General features: G+C 72.6%; 17 protein-coding genes. 7 read left to right on the top strand and 10 right to left on the bottom strand.

All coding sequences use genetic code 11. The annotated features are described in order from the left end of the window. Positions 1-393: 393 nt before the first annotated feature. Positions 394-609 carry a hypothetical protein gene (locus tag ACFP3U_RS31620; RefSeq protein WP_380229173.1) on the bottom strand — a complete coding sequence of 72 codons (216 nt, stop codon included), beginning with the start codon at positions 607-609 and terminating at the stop codon, positions 394-396. 97 nt (positions 610-706) lie between these two features. On the opposite strand from ACFP3U_RS31620, the gene ACFP3U_RS31625 reads away from it, so the two are divergent. After that, complete coding sequence (locus tag ACFP3U_RS31625; protein WP_380229174.1) at positions 707-1,282, top strand: NUDIX hydrolase; 576 nt, start codon at positions 707-709, stop codon at positions 1,280-1,282. A gap of 65 nt (positions 1,283-1,347) precedes the next feature. Here the strand turns inward: ACFP3U_RS31625 and ACFP3U_RS31630 are convergent, their stop codons facing one another. The 5 genes from ACFP3U_RS31630 to ACFP3U_RS31650 form a co-directional block, all read right to left on the bottom strand. Beyond that, positions 1,348-1,821: a carboxymuconolactone decarboxylase family protein gene (locus ACFP3U_RS31630; protein ID WP_380229175.1), complete on the bottom strand. Its 474-nt coding sequence runs from the start codon at positions 1,819-1,821 to the stop codon at positions 1,348-1,350. 103 nt (positions 1,822-1,924) lie between these two features. Continuing rightward, positions 1,925-2,170, bottom strand: a complete 246-nt coding sequence (locus ACFP3U_RS31635; RefSeq protein ID WP_380229176.1) for a Rossmann-fold NAD(P)-binding domain-containing protein — start codon at positions 2,168-2,170, stop codon at positions 1,925-1,927. Positions 2,171-2,442: 272 nt separating this feature from the next. Then, positions 2,443-2,742, bottom strand: a complete 300-nt coding sequence (locus ACFP3U_RS31640; protein WP_380229177.1) for an SDR family NAD(P)-dependent oxidoreductase — start codon at positions 2,740-2,742, stop codon at positions 2,443-2,445. 74 nt (positions 2,743-2,816) lie between these two features. After that, entirely contained in the window at positions 2,817-3,926 is a 1,110-nt protein-coding gene (locus ACFP3U_RS31645; protein ID WP_380229178.1) for a hypothetical protein, read from the bottom strand. A gap of 12 nt (positions 3,927-3,938) precedes the next feature. Beyond that, positions 3,939-5,309 carry a cytochrome P450 gene (locus ACFP3U_RS31650; RefSeq protein WP_380229179.1) on the bottom strand — a complete coding sequence of 457 codons (1,371 nt, stop codon included), beginning with the start codon at positions 5,307-5,309 and terminating at the stop codon, positions 3,939-3,941. Between the two features lie 309 nt (positions 5,310-5,618). Here ACFP3U_RS31650 and ACFP3U_RS31655 point away from each other — a divergent pair, with 309 nt between their 5' ends. Next, positions 5,619-8,138, top strand: a complete 2,520-nt coding sequence (locus ACFP3U_RS31655) for an ATP-dependent Clp protease ATP-binding subunit (RefSeq protein ID WP_380229217.1) — start codon at positions 5,619-5,621, stop codon at positions 8,136-8,138. A gap of 24 nt (positions 8,139-8,162) precedes the next feature. Here the strand turns inward: ACFP3U_RS31655 and ACFP3U_RS31660 are convergent, their stop codons facing one another. Further along, positions 8,163-9,035, bottom strand: a complete 873-nt coding sequence (locus ACFP3U_RS31660) for a metallophosphoesterase family protein (protein WP_380229180.1) — start codon at positions 9,033-9,035, stop codon at positions 8,163-8,165. Between the two features lie 155 nt (positions 9,036-9,190). On the opposite strand from ACFP3U_RS31660, the gene ACFP3U_RS31665 reads away from it, so the two are divergent. The 4 genes from ACFP3U_RS31665 (at position 9,191) to ACFP3U_RS31680 (ending at position 14,151) form a co-directional block, all read left to right on the top strand. Beyond that, entirely contained in the window at positions 9,191-10,102 is a 912-nt protein-coding gene (locus ACFP3U_RS31665) for a S1 family peptidase (RefSeq protein ID WP_380229181.1), read from the top strand. 151 nt (positions 10,103-10,253) lie between these two features. After that, the gene (locus ACFP3U_RS31670; RefSeq protein WP_380229182.1) at positions 10,254-11,762 is read left to right on the top strand and encodes a S28 family serine protease; all 1,509 of its coding nucleotides are present in this window, start codon (positions 10,254-10,256) and stop codon (positions 11,760-11,762) included. 138 nt (positions 11,763-11,900) lie between these two features. Then, positions 11,901-12,530: a TetR/AcrR family transcriptional regulator gene (locus ACFP3U_RS31675; RefSeq protein WP_380229183.1), complete on the top strand. Its 630-nt coding sequence runs from the start codon at positions 11,901-11,903 to the stop codon at positions 12,528-12,530. Beyond that, positions 12,514-14,151, top strand: a complete 1,638-nt coding sequence (locus ACFP3U_RS31680; protein WP_380229184.1) for an acyl-CoA dehydrogenase family protein — start codon at positions 12,514-12,516, stop codon at positions 14,149-14,151. The genes ACFP3U_RS31675 and ACFP3U_RS31680 overlap by 17 nt, the downstream gene beginning before the upstream one ends. Positions 14,152-14,194: 43 nt before the next feature. On the opposite strand, the gene ACFP3U_RS31685 is transcribed toward ACFP3U_RS31680, so the two are convergent. Next, positions 14,195-14,677, bottom strand: a complete 483-nt coding sequence (locus ACFP3U_RS31685) for a DUF2269 family protein (protein WP_380229185.1) — start codon at positions 14,675-14,677, stop codon at positions 14,195-14,197. Positions 14,678-14,813: 136 nt separating this feature from the next. Further along, positions 14,814-15,518, bottom strand: coding sequence for a 4'-phosphopantetheinyl transferase family protein (locus ACFP3U_RS31690; RefSeq protein ID WP_380229186.1), 705 nt, complete (start codon positions 15,516-15,518; stop codon positions 14,814-14,816). Positions 15,519-15,803: 285 nt separating this feature from the next. Here ACFP3U_RS31690 and ACFP3U_RS31695 point away from each other — a divergent pair, with 285 nt between their 5' ends. Beyond that, the gene (locus ACFP3U_RS31695; protein WP_380229187.1) at positions 15,804-17,264 is read left to right on the top strand and encodes a choice-of-anchor A family protein; all 1,461 of its coding nucleotides are present in this window, start codon (positions 15,804-15,806) and stop codon (positions 17,262-17,264) included. Positions 17,265-17,341: 77 nt separating this feature from the next. On the opposite strand, the gene ACFP3U_RS31700 is transcribed toward ACFP3U_RS31695, so the two are convergent. Beyond that, positions 17,342-17,995: a TetR/AcrR family transcriptional regulator gene (locus ACFP3U_RS31700; RefSeq protein WP_380229188.1), complete on the bottom strand. Its 654-nt coding sequence runs from the start codon at positions 17,993-17,995 to the stop codon at positions 17,342-17,344. Positions 17,996-18,011: the final 16 nt, after the last annotated feature.

The raw sequence follows: 18,011 nt of genomic DNA on the forward strand, positions 1-18,011 counted from the left end.
CAAAGCAGATGTCGGCGGTTCGAAACCGTCCGCGCCCACCTCGTGAACAGGTGAACGCAGGCTGCGGCCCAGGCCAGGACAGATGTCCTGGCCTGGGCCGCAGTCGTGTATGCAGGTTGCCTGTAGGGCATCTGGGCCTGCTTGATGGCTCGCTCGGGGGAGTCGGCCCCTGAATTTCCCCCAAACGATCATGGCGTTCCCGCAGGTCAGGGGTCGGGCGGACATGGAAGCGCCCCCGGCCGGTTGGACGGCCGGGGGCGCTCACGTCGAGGGGGAGGGGTGGTCGTGGGCCACCTCGGCGCGCTCTTGGGCCCCGATGGTCAGATTCTCGAGGCGCGATCAAGGGTGTACGTGCGATCCTGGCCGGCGCTTCGCCAAGCGCCGGCCAGGGAGTCACTGGCCGCCGACGTGCCTCGACTGGATCCCGGCCGGCGGTTCACCGCCGCTGCCGACATTAAGGGCTGAGCTGTCCTCACCCTTGACCTCGCCGAGGTGCGGATCGCCCAAGGAGACCTCGACGCCGCGTGCGCCACCGCGCACACCGCCCTCGACCTCGCCGGAGCCACTGTCGTCCAGCCGCTCATCCTCCGGGCCCGGACGCTCCAGCAAGCCCTCGCTCCGTGGGCGGCAGAGAGGCCCGTGCAGGAGCTCGCCGCGCGCGTGAGAGAGTCGAGAAAGCAACTCGCACCTAGGTGAGGAGGGCCCGGTGGCGGCAGCGGAGTGGCAGGTCTACGGCCGACGGCAGGTCTACGGCTCGCCCTGGGTCGAGGTCTGGCTGGACGATGTCGAGATCCCCGGTGTCGGCCGGGTCGACCATCACGTGCTGCGGATGCCCCGGGCCTCCACCACCGCCGTCGTCACCGACGGCGAGAGTCGGATCCTCCTCATCTACCGGCACCGGTTCATCACCGGGCGGTGGGGCTGGGAGGTCCCGGCGGGCTGGGCCGAGCCCGGTGAGGAGCCCGCCGCGGCGATCGCGCGCGAGGTCGAGGAAGAGACCGGCTGGCGGCCCGGTCGCGTCGAGCTGATGACCGAGTACGACGCCATGGCCGGCATCTCCGACGCCCACTTCCGGAGCTACCACGTCACCGGCTGCATCCACGTCGGCGAGCCGCAGGACATCTCGGAGGCGGCTCGGGTGGAGTGGCTGCCGGAGTCCGAGGTGATCAAGCTCCTGGTCGGAGGAGAGGTCTCCGACGGCCCGTCACATGCGGCTCTCTCCTACTACCTGGGCCCGCGTCGGCTCGCCGCCGCCGACCGCTCTCGTACGCGGGAAGGTTGAGGGCCGACCCGGTAGGGGGGCGGCCCTCAACGTTGAGTGGCGCGGCGAGTTTGCGCCGTCCCGGGTTAGCCGAACTGGCCGGGCTGGTAGTCGCCGGCGGGCTGCTGGTTGATGACGTTGATGCGGTTGTAGGCGTTGATGACGGCGATCAGGGAGATGAGGGCGACGAGTTGGTCCTCGTCGTAGTGCTTGGCGGCGTTCGCCCAGGCCTCGTCGGTGACGCCGCCGGCCGCGTCGGCGATGCGGGTGCCCTGTTCGGCCAGCTCCAGGGCGGCGCGCTCCGCGTCGGTGAACACCTTGGCCTCGCGCCAGGCCGCGACCAGGTGGAGACGTTGCGCGTTCTCCCCGGCGTGCAGGGCGTCCTTGGTGTGCATGTCGGTGCAGAAGCCGCAGCCGTTGATCTGGCTCGCGCGGATCTTCACCAGTTCCTGGACCGTGGTCGGCAGGGTGGAGTCCGAGACCACCTTGGCGGCCGAGTTGATGTGCTTCAGGACCTTCCCCGCGAGGGGGTGGCCGAAGTAGTTGAGACGTGATTCCACGGTGATCTCCCTTGCCGTGTGGAGCGGATGCACCCTATTGACCGAGCGGGCCCACGATTTGTGACAGGAGAGTGGGTGTGACGTGTGACGTGTGGCGGACCGGTCAGGCGGTTCCGAACGCCGCCCCGGTCAGCCGCTCGGAGAGCTGCCAGAGCCGTGCCGCGTCCGCCTCGCTCCGGGCCGATCGGTAGATCGTCAGCTCGGTCGGGCCGCCGGTGAACTGGCCGAAGCCGTCAGGGCCGTAGAGGAGTCCGCCCTTGGCGTCGGGGCTCGTGGCCGCGTACAGCGGTGGAAGCGTCCCGGCGTCGGCCGAGTGGACGAAGACGCCCCAGCCGGCGAGTCGTCGCATGATCGCTTCATGGGGGGCGGGGCGGGGCGGCTGCGGCCGAGGTTCGGGCCGGACGCGTAGAGGTTCGTCAAGGTGGTCCCGGGGTGGGCGGCGTTGCTGACGATGCCCCAGTCGTTCGCGGTGCTGCGACGGTTCAGTTCGATGGCGAAGAGCAGGTTGGCCAGCTTGGAGAGGTTGTAGGCGCGTACCGGTGAGTGCCGCGTGGCCGAGATGGTTGGTCCCGAACTGCAGCTCGTGGCCGTCCGCGGTCGTGTGCCGGGTGGCCGGGGCCATCACTCCGCGTTGTTGATCAGCAGGTCGACGGGCCTTCCCTCCGCCAGCAGGGTGTCGGCGAGGTCCGCCACCGAGGCCAGGGAGGCGAGGTCGAGGACGCGGGTGGAGACCTTCGCCCCGGGCGCGTCGGCCCGGATCCGTTCAAGGGCTGCGGCACCTTTGGCCGCGTTGCGGACCGGGAGCACGACGTCGGCGCCGACGCGGGCGAGCCGTTCGGCCAGCCTGAGGCCGATGCCGTCGCTCGCGCCGGTCACCACGGCGAGTTTTCCGTGAAGATCGGGAACGGTCATGTCTTTCATCGCGCGCTCCTTGGTCGAGGTCCCGTCGGTACAGCCCTGTCGGTACAGGTCACCAGCGGCCTCCAGATGGCCTCCTAGCGGCCGCCGGTGAGGACGTCGTCCACGACGGTGGACAGGGTGTCGTTCATGGGGAGGCGGGCCATGTGGCGGCGTTCGATGTAGCGGTCCACGAGTCCGGCGTAGGAGAGGGAGACGCGGGAGTAGCGGTCGTAGACGGTGGCGGGGAAGTCGGTGGCGTCCTGGAAGTAGGCGGTCAGGCGCAGGAACGTGCGGTGGAGTTCGGTGCGGTGCCGTATGTTCTCCCGTTCGCGTCGGCCGGGGCGGACGCCGAAGTTGGTCGGTTCCTTCACGCCGACGCCGTACTGGTCCTTGGAGATGTCCATACCGAGGGTCTGGGCCACGCTGGCCGAGATGAAGGCCGCCCAGTCGCAGTCGTCGAAGGGGAGCCTGAAGTAGTACGCGATCAGGTGCATGACGGGCAGGGTCTCGGCCGCGTAGGTCCGTACGATGCTCGCGCGCAGCGTGTCCGGCTCACGGACGTACGCCTGGATGGCGTCGAGGTGGCCCGGCGGTGCCATGCTCGGTGCGGCGGTGGACCACTTCTCGTGGAACTGGATCCGCGCGCTGAACAGCGTTTCCTGGTAGGCGTGGGCGAGCCACCGCGCGTCCCGGTCGCCGCCCAGCACCTTCACCCGGTCCAGTACCTCGCCCAGGCTCTCGTCCCCGATCCGGTGCACGCCGCCGGCCACGTCCTGGGGCGGGACGACGATGTCGTCCAGGACCGCCATCAGCGCCACCGCCTTGGCGATCGCGTGCCACAGCGGATCCCGGCGGTACCCGGCCAGCCACAGGGTGAGCCACTGCACGGCGTCCCGGACGACGTACCGGTGCACGTCCTCCAGTGACGTGTCGCCCTTGCGCGTGCAGATCAGCTCGGCCGGCCCGGCCACGGCCAGCCACGAGGCGAAGGCACGGCCCTGCGCGCTGCTCCGGTACGCCTCGTCGGTGGCGTCGAGCAGCGCGAGCCGCTCCCGGCGGCAGTCGCCCTCGATCTCCAGCAACTCCGCCTTGTCCAGCGGCTCGGGCGCGGTCTCCGGGCGGAACCGGGTCAGTCCCCGCAGGCGACCGTCCAGCGTCCGCGCGGTGTCGAACAGACCGATCTCACTCAGATGGAACTCCAGCATCGACTCTCCTGTTCAGCCTGCTGCTCGCGGGGTGACGGACATCGGCAGGGCATCGGGGTGGATCTGCGCGTCCGCCACCGCCCGCACCCGGTGCCCCGGCGCGGGGTGCAGATGCCAGCGCCTGGTGACGGCGGAGAGCGCGGCGAGCATCTCGGCCCACGCGAAACCGTCGCCGATGCACTTCCGGTTGCCGGCGCCGAACGGCAGGTAGGCGCCGCGGGGCAGGCTCTTCTCCGGCCTGGCCAGCCACCGGTCGGGGTCGAAGCGCAGCGGGTCCGGGAAGTGGGCGGGGTCGCGGTGCAGCGTCGCGGCGCTGTAGACCACCTCGGCCCCGCGCGGGATCTCGTACCGCCCGACGCGCACGGTCTGAAGGGCGCGCCGCCCCATGAACCACAGGGGCTGGTACAGGCGCAGCACCTCCTGGACGAACCGCGCGGTGTACGGCAGGACGGCGGGGGTGACGACGCCCGGCTCGGCCGCCCGCGCCTCCTCGCTCATCCGGTCGGCCATCCCCGGATCGCGGGCGAGGGCGTGCAGGGCCCACGACAGGGTGGTGGCCGTGGTCTCGACGCCGGCGACCAGGAAGGTGAGCAGCTCGTCGCACGCCTCCTCGTCCGACATGCCGCCCTCGTACGCGAGCATGAGCGCCAGCACGCCATGGCTCTCCGGGTTGCCGCGGGCCTGCCGTACGGCCGACTCGGCGAGCCGGCGCAGGGCCGCCGCCGAGGTCAGGAACCTCCGCCGCGCCGGCGTCGGCAGGACGGCCAGCGCCGGCGGCAGGATGGTGGCCCGAAGGACACCGCGGACGAGAACCCCGAGGTCACCGCTGACGCGCGCGCCCAGATCCTCGATGGCCCGCCCGGTCTCCGACCCCTCGGCGAACGGGAAGAGCGTCGGCATCAGCATCGCGACGGCCAGCTCGCGCATCTCCTGGCTCATGTCCATGCGCCGCTTCGCCTGCCAGCCACCCACCCGCGCCCCGGCGACCTCCGTGAACATCTCCGAGTACCGGGCGACCCGCTCCCGGTGGAACGCCGGCTGCAGAGCGCGCCGCTGCCGGAGGTGGAAGGGCCCGTCGGACGACGCCAGGCCGTTGCCGATGTACGGCCGGACCCGGTCGAACAGCATGCCCTTGCTGAACCTGCCGCTCTGCGTCACCAGCACGTCATGAATGGCCTCAGGGGCATTGAGCACGTAGAACGAACGCCGTCCCAGCCGCATCTCCACAACGTCACCGCACCCCCGCAACCCCTGCAGAAACACCGCCCGCCCCCGCGCCAGCCCGGGCAGATGCCCAACCACCGGCGCTCCACCGGGCGCAAGGGGGATCCCACTCGCCCCTGTCTCGTTCAACCTGAACCTCTCTCTTCCTCCGATGCTCAACTGCCTGCGGCCGGGTCCTTGCTGACGGCATGGTCGCTGCTACTTGAGGAGCGGTACCTGAAGACGTCGTCGGCGCGATGGGTCGCACCGTTCGGTCATCCCCTAAGACCGGACAGCGGCCCGACTTGTGACAGCCGCCCTGCTCCCTCGCCCCGCCTCGCACTCGTGGGAGCGGGAGGCGGCGGGGCTGCCCCGAGGGTGCGGGAGTGGTTGTGGGGGTGGTGGGGGTGGTGGTGTTCGGGAGGCGGGGTGGGGTGGGGTGTGTTTGTGTGGGCGCACCACGCTTGGGAGAGGTGATCCTCCGTGACCATGCCGCCGTTCGGGTCGAACGACCCGTTCTCCGATCTGCTCAGCCGGTTCTTCGGGATGAGTCCGCTGGCCTCCCCGCCCGCGGTGCAGCGGGTGCCGATCGGGCGGTTGCTCAGTGAGTCGGCGCAGGAGCTGTTGGCGTCGGCGGCGCGGCGGGCGGTCGAGGACGGGAGCAGTGATCTCGACACCGGGCATCTGATGTGGGCGGCCACCCGGGTGGACCCGTCGCGGCGGATGTTGGAGCGGGCCGGGGTGGATCCGGAGCGGTTGGCGGGGGATCTGGACAAGGCGCTGCCGTCCGGGGCGCAGGGGTCGGTGGAGGAGGGGCGGCCGGCGTTGACGCCGGCGGCCAAGCGGGCGCTGCTGGCCGCGCACGCGCGCTCGCAGGCGGCCGGGGCCTCGTACATCGGGCCGGAGCACATCCTCGGGGCGCTGCTGGAGGAGGAGCGCTCGGGGGCGGGCGCGGCGTTGCGCAACGCGGCGCCGTCGCAGGACGCGCTGCGTACGGTGCTGGACGGGCGAGGGGTAGGCGGCGAGCGCGGTGCGGGCGGTGGTGCGCGGCCGAGTGCGACGCCGACGCTGGACGAGTACGGGCGGGACCTCACCGAGGAGGCCCGGGCGGGTCGGCTGGACCCGGTGGTCGGCCGGGCCGAGGAGATCGAGCAGACGGTCGAGATCCTCTCCCGCCGGACCAAGAACAATCCGGTGCTGATCGGCGAGCCGGGCGTCGGCAAGACGGCGATCGTGGAGGGCCTGGCGCAGCGGATCGTGTCTGGGGACGTCCCGCAGAGCCTCAAGGACAAGCGGGTCGTCACGCTCGACCTGACGGCGCTGGTGGCGGGCTCCAAGTACCGGGGCGAGTTCGAGGAGCGGCTGAAGAACGTGATCGACGAGGTCACGGCGGCCGAGCAGAGCGTGATCCTGTTCCTCGACGAGCTGCACACCGTGGTCGGGGCGGGCGGTGGGGGCGAGGGGTCGATGGACGCGGGCAACATCCTCAAGCCGGCCCTGGCCCGCGGCGAGCTGAGCGTGGTCGGCGCGACCACCCTGGACGAGTACCGCAGGCACGTGGAGAAGGACGCCGCGCTGGAGCGCCGCTTCCAGCCGGTGCTGGTGCCCGAGCCGAGTGTGGAGGAGACGGTCGAGATCCTCCGGGGCCTGCGCGACGCCTACGAGGCGCACCACCAGGTGCGGTTCACGGACGAGGCGCTGGACGCCGCGGCCGCCCTGTCGGACCGCTACGTCAGCGACCGCTTCCTGCCGGACAAGGCGATCGACCTGCTGGACCAGGCCGGCGCCCGGGTCCGGTTGCGGAGCCTGAGCGGTTCGACGGTCGCGATGCCGGTGCGGGACCGGATCACCAAGCTGCGCCGCGAGCTGGAGGAGGCGGTGGCGGACGAGGAGTTCGTCCGGGCCGCCAATCTGAAGACCGAGCTGCGGCAGACCGAGGACGAGCTGGCCGCGGTCGCCGAGGACCGGGAGGGGGTCGTGGAGGTCACCGCGGACGACATCGCGCAGGTGCTCTCCGGCCGGACCGGCATCCCGGTCGCCGAGCTGAACGCGACCGAGCGCGAGCGCCTGCTGCGGCTGGAGGAGCACCTGCACGAGAAGGTGATCGGGCAGGACCGGGCGGTCACCGCGGTCGCCCAGGCGGTGCGGCGCGGCCGGGCGGGGATGGGCGACCCGGAGCGTCCGACCGGCTCCTTCCTGTTCCTGGGGCCGACCGGCGTCGGCAAGACCGAGCTGGCCAAGGCGCTGGCCGCGCTGCTGTTCGGCGACCCGGACCGGATGATCCGCTTCGACATGAGCGAGTTCCAGGAGAAGCACACCGTCTCCCGGCTGGTCGGCTCCCCGCCCGGGTACGTCGGCTACGACGAGGCCGGCCAGCTCACCGAGGCGGTGCGCCGCAAGCCGTACAGCGTGCTGCTCTTCGACGAGGTGGAGAAGGCCCACCCGGACGTCTTCAACCTGCTGCTCCAGGTGCTGGACGACGGACGGCTGACGGACTCCCAGGGGCGCACGGTCGACTTCCGCAACACCGTGGTGATCATGACGAGCAACATCGGCTCGCAGCGGATCCTCGACCACGGGGGCGACGTCAGCGAGATCCGTGACGATCTGATGCGGGACCTGCGCGCGCGGTTCCGGCCGGAGTTCCTCAACCGGATCGACGAGGTGATCGTCTTCCACGCGCTCACCCGCGAGGACCTGCTCCGGGTGGTGGATCTCATGCTGGACCGCACCCGGCGCCGGCTCAAGGCCCAGGACATCGGCCTGGAGGTGACCGACGAGGCCAAGGAACTGCTGGTGAACCTCGGCTACCAGCCGGAGTTCGGGGCCCGGCCGCTGCGCCGCACGATCCAGCAGGAGCTGGACAACCGGATCTCCGACCTGCTGCTGGAGGGCACCGTCCGGGAGGGCGACACGCTGGTCGCGGAGGTGGCGGACGGTGAGCTGACGGTGGTGCCAGCAGGCAAGGACCCGTCGGAGGCGGGGACGGCGCCCCCGGAGGCGGAGTAGCCCCGGGAGCGACGTCCGCGCGCCTCACGCGTCCGGGAACACCTCGCGCAGCAGCGGGTCCGGCAGGCCGCGGCGGCCCCACTCGCGCGGGTAGCCGAGTGACACCTCCTCGAACGGGACCCCGTCGTAGCTGGTCCGCCGGGGGATGTGCAGGTGCCCGTAGATCATGGTGGCGGTGTTGAACCGGCGGTGCCAGTCCGCCGTCAGCACGGTGCCGCACCACTGGGCGAACTCGGGGTACCAGAGGATCTCGGTGGGCTGCCGGACCAGCGGGTAGTGGTTGACCAGCACCAGCGGCAGCTCGGGGTCGTGCGCGGCGAGGCGCTTCTCCGTCAGCCGGACGCGCTCGCGGCACCAGGAGTCGCGGTCCGGGTACGGGTCCGGGTGCAGGAAGCGCTCGTCCGCGCAGACCACGCCGGTCTCGTAGGCGACGGCCAGCGACTCCTCCTTGGTGGTGGTGCCGGGGGCCCGGAAGGTGTAGTCGTACAGCAGGAACAGCGGGGCGACCGCGACCGGGCCGCCCGCGCCGGTCCACACCGGGTAGGGGTCCTCGGGGGTCACCACGCCGAGTTCGCGGCAGATTTCCACCAGGTGCTCGTAGCGCTCGACGCCGCGCACCTGGACCGGGTCGTTGGGGTGGGTCCACAACTCGTGGTTGCCGGGCGCCCAGATGACCTTGGCGAAGCGCTCGGCGAGCAGGCCGAGCGCCCAGCGGATGGTGGTGGTGGACTCGGACACGTCACCGGCCACGATCAGCCAGTCCTCGGGTGAGCCCGGGCGCAGTTGTTCCACCAGGTCGCGGTTCTGCTGGTAGGAGACGTGCAGGTCGCTGACCGCGAGCAGCCGGCCTCCGGTCCGTTCGTTCCGCGCGTCGTCCGCGTGGGTGTCACCGGTCATGTCAGCCCCCCAGATGGTCTTCTCGCCGTTCCGGTCACAGTACCGGGGTCCGGCGGCCGGATCACGGTGCTCCTGCCCACGAGCGGCTGCCCGGCTCTTGACAAGGCGTCATGTCCGCGCCAGCTTTGGGGCACCCCCACACCGAGAGGTCTCTCATGAAGAAGCCGCTCATAGGCACGTTCGCCGCGCTCCTGCTCGCCGGGGCGACCGCCCTCGCGGGAGCCCCTGCCGCGACCGCCGTGACCGCCGCCCAAGCCGCCCCCGCCGCCGTCGCCGAGACCGCCGCCGTCGGCAGTGCCGCCGACGCGGCCTCGCCGCAGGCCGGCAAGCTCGCCGCCGTCACCTTCGCCGGCACGGTGGCGCTGAGCAACTGCTCCGGCTCGCTGATCCGGTTCGCCAGCTCCACCGCCAACGACCCGGCGCTGGTGCTCTCCAACGGCCACTGCCTGGAGTCCGGTATGCCCGGCGCCGGCCAGGTGGTCGTCAACCAGTCCTCCAGCCGCAGCTTCACGCTGCTCAACGCGAGCGGCGGATCGCTGGGCACCCTGCGGGCCAGCAAGATGGTCTACGGCACCATGACCGACACCGATGTGTCGATCTACCAGCTGAACACCACGTACGCCGCGATCCAGTCGCGCTACGGCATCGCCCCGCTGACCGTCGCGGCCACCCACCCCGTCCAGGGCAGCTCGATCAAGGTCGTCTCCGGGTACTGGAAGAAGATCTACTCCTGCTCGGCCGACGGCTTCGCCTACCGGCTCAAGGAAGCGGACTGGACCTTCAAGGACTCCCTCCGCTACACCTCCACCTGCGACATCATCGGCGGCACCTCCGGCTCGCCGGTGGTCGACGCCAACAGCGGGCAGGTCGTCGCGGTGAACAACACCTCCAACGAGGACGGCCAGCGCTGCACCCTGAACAACCCGTGCGAGGTGGACCAGAGCGGCGCGGTGACCGTCCGCAAGGGCATCGGCTACGCCCAGGAGACGTACACCATCCCCGCCTGCTTCACCACCGGGAACAAGCTCGACCTCACCAAGGCCGGCTGCACCCTGCCGCGCCCCTGACCGGCACTTCCTCCCCGATGGGCCATCCGCGACCGGCGGGTGGCCCATTCGGCCGTCTACCGGACGGCCGGTCCGCCCGGCGGCCGCGCGCCGACTGCCGGAGAGTACGGACCACAGCACCGCACAGTTCCGTTGACCCGATGGAGAGTTGATGACCACCTCGATCAGAAGACTGCTGGTCGCCGTTCTGCTCATACCGCTGCTCGGCCTCGGGCTGGCCCCGACCGCCCTCGCCCGGGGCGGCGCGGAGGGCACCGCGCAGGGCACTGCGGAGGCCACTGCGGAGGGCACCGCGGAGGGCACCGCCTCCTCGCTCGCCGACGACCCGTCGGCGGACATCAAGGTCCGCCTGGCCGGGATCCCCGGGATGACCGTCACCGAGGAGCAGCCCACCACCACCGGCCACCGCTACTTCCTGCTCACCTACACCCAGCCGATCGACCACCTCCGCCCCTGGCTGGGCACCTTCCAGCAGCGGCTGAGCGTGCTGCACCGCGGCTACGACCGGCCGACGGTCTTCTACACCAACGGCTACACGCTGCGGACCACGCCGTCCCGCACCGAGCCGGCCCGCCTGGTCGACGGCAACCAGGTCTCCATCGAGTACCGCTACTTCACGCCGTCCCGGCCCGAGCCCGCCGACTGGAGCAAGGCCGGCATCCGGCAGGCCGCCACCGACGCGCACCGGCTGATCACCGCGCTGAAGCGGATCTACCACCAGGAGTGGCTGTCCACCGGCGGCTCCAAGGGCGGCATGTCCTCCACCTATCACCGCCGCTTCTTCCCGGACGACGTGGCCGGCACCATCGCCTACGTCGCCCCGAACGACGTCGACGAGCGCGAGGACTCCGCGTACACCCGGTTCTTCCAGAACGTCGGCACCCCCGAGTGCCGGGCCGCGCTGACCGCCACCCAGCGCGAACTGCTGGCCCGCCGCGACCGGCTGGAGCCCCGCTACGCCGCGGACAACGCCGTCGCCGGCTCCACCTTCACCACCATCGGCAGCGCCGACCGGGCGTACGAGCTGGCCGTGCTGGACTCGGTCTGGGCGTTCTGGCAGTACAGCATGGCGGCCGACTGCGTGAACGTCCCGGGCGCCGCCGGCACCGACGACGCGCTGTACGCCTGGCTCGACACGCAGTCCGGCATCACCGGCAACAGCGACCAGGCGCTCGCCGGGTACACCGCGTACTACTACCAGGCCGGCACCGAGCTGGGCTCGCCCTCCTTCGACGTCTCGCAGCTGAAGGGCCTGCTGCACTACGACTACAAGGAGCTGTACGCGCCGCGCACCTACGTGCCGCGCAGCATCCCGATGCGCTTCGACCCCTCCGCGATGCGCGACATCGACCGCTGGGTGCGCACCTCGGCCGAGCGGATCATCTACGTCTACGGCCAGAACGACCCGTGGGGCGCCGAGCCGTTCCGCCTCGGCCGGGGCAGTGAGGACAGCTACGTCTACACGGTGCCCGGCGGCAACCACGGCTCCAACATCGGCAAGCTGCCCGCCGCCGAGTCCGCGGCGGCCACCGCCAAGGTGCTGGAGTGGGCCGGCCTCGGCGCCGACGCCTCGGCCCGCGCGCTGACCGGGCGGTACCAGGTGCCGCCGATCGGCCCGCTGGACGAGGAGGGCCTGAAGCAGGACCGCGTCCGGCTGTAGTCCGGACCGACCCCTTCCCGTACGCGAGGGCCGCCCGTCCACCGGGCGGCCCTCCGGCATTCCTGAGCGCGCAGGCCGCCGCGCCCGGAGCCGGCGCGGCCCCTCCCCGAAGCAGTGAATCAGTGCTTCAATACTTCCATGGCCTACCGACGCACCCCCGCCGTACAAGCCCGCCTGGACGCCCAGCGCGAGGCGGTGCTCCAGGCCGCGGTCGGCCTGCTCGCCGAGCGCGGCTACGGCGGCTGCAGCATGGCCGCCGTCGCCGAGCGGGCCGGGATCGCCACCGGCTCGATGTACCGGCACTTCGCGAGCAAGGCCGAACTCTCCGTCGAACTGTTCCGCCGGGTGGTCAACCGGGAGGTGGCGGCCGTCCACGATGCCGTCGCCCGGCACGACACCCCGCAGGAACGGATCGCGGCGGTCGTCGAGACCTTCGCCGCCCGCGCCCTGCGGGCCCCCAGGCTCGCCCACGCGCTGCTGGTCGAGCCGGCCGACACCGTGGTGAACGCCGAGCGCCTGGTCTTCCGCCGCACTTTCCGCGACGTGCTCGCCGCCGAGATCGCCGCCGCCCTCGCCGCCGGTCGACTGCCGCCCCAGGACCCGCAGCTGACCGCCGCCGCGATCGTCGGCGCGACCGCCGAGGCGCTCACCGGCCCGCTCGCCGCCGCACCCCCGGCCGACCCCCGGACCACCCCCGACGCCGTGGTCCCCGCCCTGGTCTCCTTCACCCTCCGAGCGCTTGGAGAACGCGATGACAGCGACGCATGAGGTCACCAACCAGGTCCCGCTCCCGTACGGGCACGACGCCGCCGCCGACCCCGCGCTGCTCGCCGCCCTGCACCGGGCCGGCGCCGGCTGGGCCGAGCCCGAGCTGCGCGAACTCGGCCGGCTGGCCGGCTCCGAGCAGGCCGCCGAGTGGGGGCGCCTCGCCAACGAGCACCCTCCGGTACTGCACACCCACGACCGCTTCGGCCACCGGATCGACGAGGTCGAGTTCCACCCGTCCTGGCACGAGCTGATGCGCACCGCCGTCGGCCACGGCCTGCACGCCGCCCCCTGGCGGGACGACCGGCCCGGCGCGCACACCGCCCGCGCCGCCAAGTTCCACGTCTGGGGCCAGGTCGAGGCCGGCCACACCTGCCCCGTCTCGATGACCTACGCCGCCGTGCCCGCCCTGCGCGCCACCCCGGCGCTGGCCGCCGAGTTCGAGCCGCTGCTCGCCGCCACCGCGTACGACTACGGGCTGCGCGAGCCGCACGGCAAGCGCGGTCTGATCGCCGGCATGTCGATGACCGAGAAGCAGGGCGGCTCGGACGTCCGCACCAACACCACCACCGCCGTCCCGCAGCCCGACGGCAGCTACCGGCTCACCGGGCACAAGTGGTTCACCTCGGCGCCGATGTCCGACCTCTTCCTCACCCTCGCCCAGGCGCCCGGCGGGCTCAGCTGCTTCCTGCTGCCGCGCGTCCTGCCGGACGGCAGCCGCAACCGGCTCCACCTCCAGCGGCTCAAGGACAAGCTCGGCAACCGGTCCAACGCCTCCGCCGAGATCGAGTACGACGAGGCCTACGGCCGGCTGGTCGGTGAGGAGGGCCGCGGCGTCCGGACCATCATCGAGATGGTCAACATGACCCGCCTCGACTGCACCATCGGCGCCGCCTCCGGCATGCGGCTGGGCGCCACCCGGGCCGTCCAGCACGCCCTGCACCGCCGGGCGTTCGGGAAGGCGCTGGTCGACCAGCCGCTGATGCGCAACGTGCTCGCCGACCTCGTGGTGGAGTCCGAGGCGGCCACCACCGTGGCGATGCGGCTCGCCCAGGCCACCGACGCGGCGCTCGCCGGGGACGAGCAGGAGGCGCTGGTCCGCCGGCTCGGCCTGGCCGTCGCCAAGTACTGGGTCTGCAAGCGCGGTCCGGCGCACGCCGCCGAGGCCCTGGAGTGCCTGGGCGGCAACGGCTACGTCGAGGAGTCCGGCATGCCCCGGCTCTACCGCGAGGCGCCGCTGGTCTCGATCTGGGAGGGCTCCGGCAACGTCGCCGCCCTGGACGCGCTGCGCGCCATGGCCGGGCGGCCGGAGACCGTCGACGCCCTCCTCGGTGAACTGGACGCCGCCGCGGGCGCGGACCGCCGGCTCGACGCCGCCGTCGCCGCCCTGCGCAAGCGGCTCACCGACCTCGACCAGCTGGAGTACCGCACCCGTCGGCTGGTCGAGGCGATGGCACTGGCGTTCCAGGGCTCGCTGCTGGTCCGGTACGGGGACCAGGCGGTCGCCGACGCGTTCTGCGCCTCCCGGCTCGGCGGCGACCACGGCGCCGCGTTCGGCACCCTGCCGCCCGGCCCGGACGTCGAGGCGATCATCGACCGCGCCCGGCCGGTGCCCGCCGCGTGAGCGGGCCCGGGGCATGACCTCGGAGGTGCAGGTCGCCGGGGCGTCAGGCGCCGGTGGTCGATCCCGGCCGGACGATCATCAGCACCACGACGGCCGCCCAGAGCAGGTTGAACACCCCGGCCGTCATCGGCAGCGGCTTCAGCCCGCGGACGGCCTTGCCGTGCTGCTCCGAGTCGGCGTCCAGGGCGAGGGCGTCCACCGCGGCCTGCTGCCCGGGCAGCACGAACAGCAGCAGCGCCAGGGCCGCGACGGCGGTCAGCACCATCGAGACGATCAGCCAGGACTGCCCGAGCACGTCCATCACCTGGGCCAGCCCGATGCCGAGCACCGGCACGGCGATCCCGAGCAGCGCGTAGACCTGGGTGATCCGGTGCAGCACCCGCAGCACGCCGGCGTCCGCCGCCTGCTCGGGCCCGCCGGCCAGCGCGGCCCGGGCCCGTCGCGGGAACATGCTGACGGCCACGGCCACCGGGCCGATGAACAGCACCGAGGCGAGGACGTGCAGGCTCAGCAGGAACTTGGCCATGGCGGGGCACCCTTGTGACTCAACGGGGGCGGCCCCGTCGGCGGTCGCGGCGCGGGCAGCCGGGGCGGACGGTTCTCCTCGCCCCGTCCAGGACGCTAACACCGCTTATCCGACCGGCCCCCACCCAGGTCAGGAGCTACAGGGAGGCCAGCTCCACCACCCGGGGCGGCAGCTCGCAGACCGCCGCGACGGCCGCGCCGTGCGGCTCGTCCACCCAGTCGAGCAGGTGCAGCCCCTCGAAGCGGCCGAGCAGCGGCCGGCCGCCGGGCAGGTCGAGCGGGAGCCCGGAGAGGTCGACGGCGGCGAGGCCGTCCAGGGTGGTCCGGCCGATCTTGATCAGCGCCTCCTTGCGGACCCAGAGCCGCAGGAAGGCGCGCGCCGGGTCGGTGTGCGCCTTCACCTGCCGCAGCTCCTCGGCGGCGAGCACCCGGGGGGCGACGTCCAGCAGGGTGCCGCCGCGGTCGGTCCGTTCGACGTCGACCCCGATCGGCCGGTGCCCGGCGGCGGCGGCGACCACGCCCTTGGTGTGCGAGAGGCTGACCGAGATCCCGGGACGGTCGGACAGGTACGGCTTGCCGTGGTCACCCTTGCCGCAGTCGGGGCACTGCTGTTCGAGGACCAGTGCGGCGGCCGGGACGCCGAGCAGCCGGGCGGCGCAGAGCCGGACCAGGACGTGCGCGGCGACGAAGTCGACCCGCCCCGACTCGTGCCGGAACCGGGCGGCGCGCTCCTTCTCCACGGCGGTGAGCAGGTGCTCGCCGGCCTCGGGGTGGCGCAGCACGTCGGCGCTCGTGGCGACGGTGGCGATCGCGTCGGAAGTCATGCCCGAGAAGGAAGTCATGCCCTCAACCTAGCGCCGCCGCGCGCGGCCCGGGAGGACACGGTCGGCTCGCCCGGCCGGAGGATTTTCGGCCGGGGTGCTGATGGTCTGTAGGGTGTGGATCGCCCGATTTGCTATTGGATATCCCGAATCTCTGGATTCTCCGGAAATGCACCGGGATGATCCAGGTCCAGGATCGACTGGAACCTGGCAGGTGCCGCTCCACCTGCCTTTTTCGCTGCGCGGAGGAATGTGTCGATGGGTCAGGGCCAGGCAACCGGTGCGCCGGGTCACAGCAGAACCGCCGTGGAGCGTCCGCCGGCCCCGCGCGGGCGGACGACCGTCCGGATCGCGGTGGCGACCGCCGTCGCGGTCCTGCCGCTGGCGGCGGTGCTGACGGTCGGTGCGGCCGCGCCGCTGGCCCCGCCGCTGGGCCCGTGCAGCGGGCCGGGCTGCTCCGGCACCTGGCTGTCGCCGCCGGACAACGGGGACTTCGGCGGCCGGGACGCCACCATCAACGTCTTCACCGGCGGCGACTACACGGTGACCGGCCGGGCCGCCGAGGCCGAGGGCAAGATCGTCGCCCTCGGGGACTTCACGGTCGACAAGAGCCAGGGCGGTGGCGCCTTCAACGTGGGTGTGGTCGGTGTCGGTTCGCGCGTCGTCCCGCCGAACGGCAGCGACTTCCTGACCGTCGGCGGCAGCGTCGCCGTGCTGCCCGGCAACCGCCTGCTGATCGGCGGCAGCGACTCCAAGGGCCAGGCCTTCGGCAACCTGCGGTACGCGGGCACGCTCACCGGCAGGGTCGCGATCGACCCGACCGGCCAGGAGATCCAGGACGCCGACGCCGCCGCGCCGTACCGGTCGGTGCTGACCCGGATCGAGGAGGTCTCGGCCTGCGTCGGCCGGGCCGCCGCCACCGGCACCGTCCTCGCCACCAGCAGCTCGGCGACCTTCCGTGGTGACGGGAGCAGCATGAAGCAGGTCTTCAACGTCGCCGGGAACCTCGCCTCGCCGACCGGCGGGCCGATCGGCCTGGTCTTCGACAACATCCCGGCCGGCGCCACCGTCGTGGTCAACATGCTGTCGGCCGCCCCGGTCATCAACACCTACACCGGCACCGGCCTCGTCGGCGACCAGACCACCGCGATGCGCTCCAGGCTGATGTGGAACTTCCCCACGTCGACCGGCGCGCAGATCCTCGGCAGCGCGCAGTTCCAGGGCTCGGTGATGGCGGGCAACCCCGCCGGCACCACGACGATCTCCATGCCGGGGATGAACGGCCGGGTCTACCTGGCGGGCAATCTGGTCCAGACCGGCAGCGGCGGCTACGAGATCCACAGCTACCCGTTCGACGGGGACCTGCCGGACTGCGAGGTGACGCCGAGCCCCTCGCCGACCTCGCCGACTCCGACCCCGACCCCGACTCCGACTCCGACCGAGACCACCAGTTCCGCGGCGCCGACCACGCCCACCCCGACCTCCCCGGCCCCGACCACCAGCTCCGCCGTGCCCACCGGTCCGACCACCTCGCCCAGTTCGTCCGGCTCGTCCAGCGCGGCGCCCACCAGCCACGGTCCGACCAGCCACGGTCCCAGCAGCCACCGGCCGACCGGTCACCACCCGGGGCCCGGCGGCGGGGGCGGTCAGCTGCCCTCGACCGGCGCGGGCAACGCCCCGGTGGTGTTCGGCCTCGCGGGCGCGGGCCTGCTCGCCCTCGGCGGCCTCGCCGTCCTGGCCGCCCGTCGCCGAGGCCGCCACAACTGACGGCTCACCGCGACCGCACTCGCCGTACCCCCGGGCCGCCCGGTCCTCCCGACCGGGCGGCCCCGGCGTCATTCCGCTCAGCCGCCCTGCCCGCCCTGCCCGTCCTGCCCCGCCGGCCACCCGGCGAGACCCGTGGCCAGCAGGCCGAAGGCCGCCGTCACCGCGGCCACCACCCGGTCCCGGACGGCGTCCACCGGTTCGCCGGCCACCACGCCCCGCCGGACCTCGGCCAGCGCCGCCCGGTGCGCCCCCGCGAGCGCGCCCGCCACCAGCCGGGCGAGCGGGTCGCCGGGGGCCGCGCCGGCCTCCTCGGCCAGGGTCGCCGCGAGCGCCTCCTCGGCCCGCTCGCCGAGCTCCAGCAGCCGGGCGCGCAGGGCCGGACTGTTCTCGACGGTCCGCCAGAACGCCGCGGCGTGCGGGCTCAGTCCGTACGTCGGCTCGTCGGCGTCGAGTCCGGCGAGGAGCTCCGCCCGGACGGCGCCGACGGGGGAGGCGCCCGCCGGCCGCTCCCGCACCACCCCGGCCAGCCGGGCGACCACCTCCTCCTGGCGGTCGAAGAAGAGGTCCTCCTTGGTCGGGAAGTAGTTGAACACCGTGTTGACGGCCACGCCGGCGGCCCGGGCCACGTCGGCCACCGTGACCTGCTCGAACCCGTGCTCGGCGAACAGTCCCGTCGCGGTGTCGGCCAGCAGGGTCCGGGTCTGCCGCTTCTTCTCCTCGCGAAGTCCCATACGGGAATCATAGGGA

The organism is Kitasatospora misakiensis, assembly GCF_042656005.1.
Taxonomy (GTDB): Bacteria; Actinomycetota; Actinomycetes; order Streptomycetales; family Streptomycetaceae; genus Kitasatospora; species Kitasatospora misakiensis.

Bases quoted from the DNA above. Each gene is read 5' to 3' on its own strand.
- ACFP3U_RS31675 (WP_380229183.1), top strand. From the start codon at position 11,901: ATGGCCTACCGACGCACCCCCGCCGTACAAGCCCGCCTGGACGCCCAG.
- ACFP3U_RS31670 (WP_380229182.1), top strand. From the start codon at position 10,254: ATGACCACCTCGATCAGAAGACTGCTGGTCGCCGTTCTGCTCATACCG.
- ACFP3U_RS31645 (WP_380229178.1), bottom strand. From the start codon at position 3,926: ATGCTGGAGTTCCATCTGAGTGAGATCGGTCTGTTCGACACCGCGCGG.
- ACFP3U_RS31680 (WP_380229184.1), top strand. From the start codon at position 12,514: ATGACAGCGACGCATGAGGTCACCAACCAGGTCCCGCTCCCGTACGGG.
- ACFP3U_RS31655 (WP_380229217.1), top strand. From the start codon at position 5,619: ATGCCGCCGTTCGGGTCGAACGACCCGTTCTCCGATCTGCTCAGCCGG.
- ACFP3U_RS31660 (WP_380229180.1), bottom strand. From the start codon at position 9,035: ATGACCGGTGACACCCACGCGGACGACGCGCGGAACGAACGGACCGGA.
- ACFP3U_RS31685 (WP_380229185.1), bottom strand. From the start codon at position 14,677: ATGGCCAAGTTCCTGCTGAGCCTGCACGTCCTCGCCTCGGTGCTGTTC.
- ACFP3U_RS31690 (WP_380229186.1), bottom strand. From the start codon at position 15,518: ATGACTTCCTTCTCGGGCATGACTTCCGACGCGATCGCCACCGTCGCC.
- ACFP3U_RS31700 (WP_380229188.1), bottom strand. From the start codon at position 17,995: ATGGGACTTCGCGAGGAGAAGAAGCGGCAGACCCGGACCCTGCTGGCC.
- ACFP3U_RS31635 (WP_380229176.1), bottom strand. From the start codon at position 2,170: ATGCGACGACTCGCCGGCTGGGGCGTCTTCGTCCACTCGGCCGACGCC.
- ACFP3U_RS31640 (WP_380229177.1), bottom strand. From the start codon at position 2,742: ATGAAAGACATGACCGTTCCCGATCTTCACGGAAAACTCGCCGTGGTG.
- ACFP3U_RS31665 (WP_380229181.1), top strand. From the start codon at position 9,191: ATGAAGAAGCCGCTCATAGGCACGTTCGCCGCGCTCCTGCTCGCCGGG.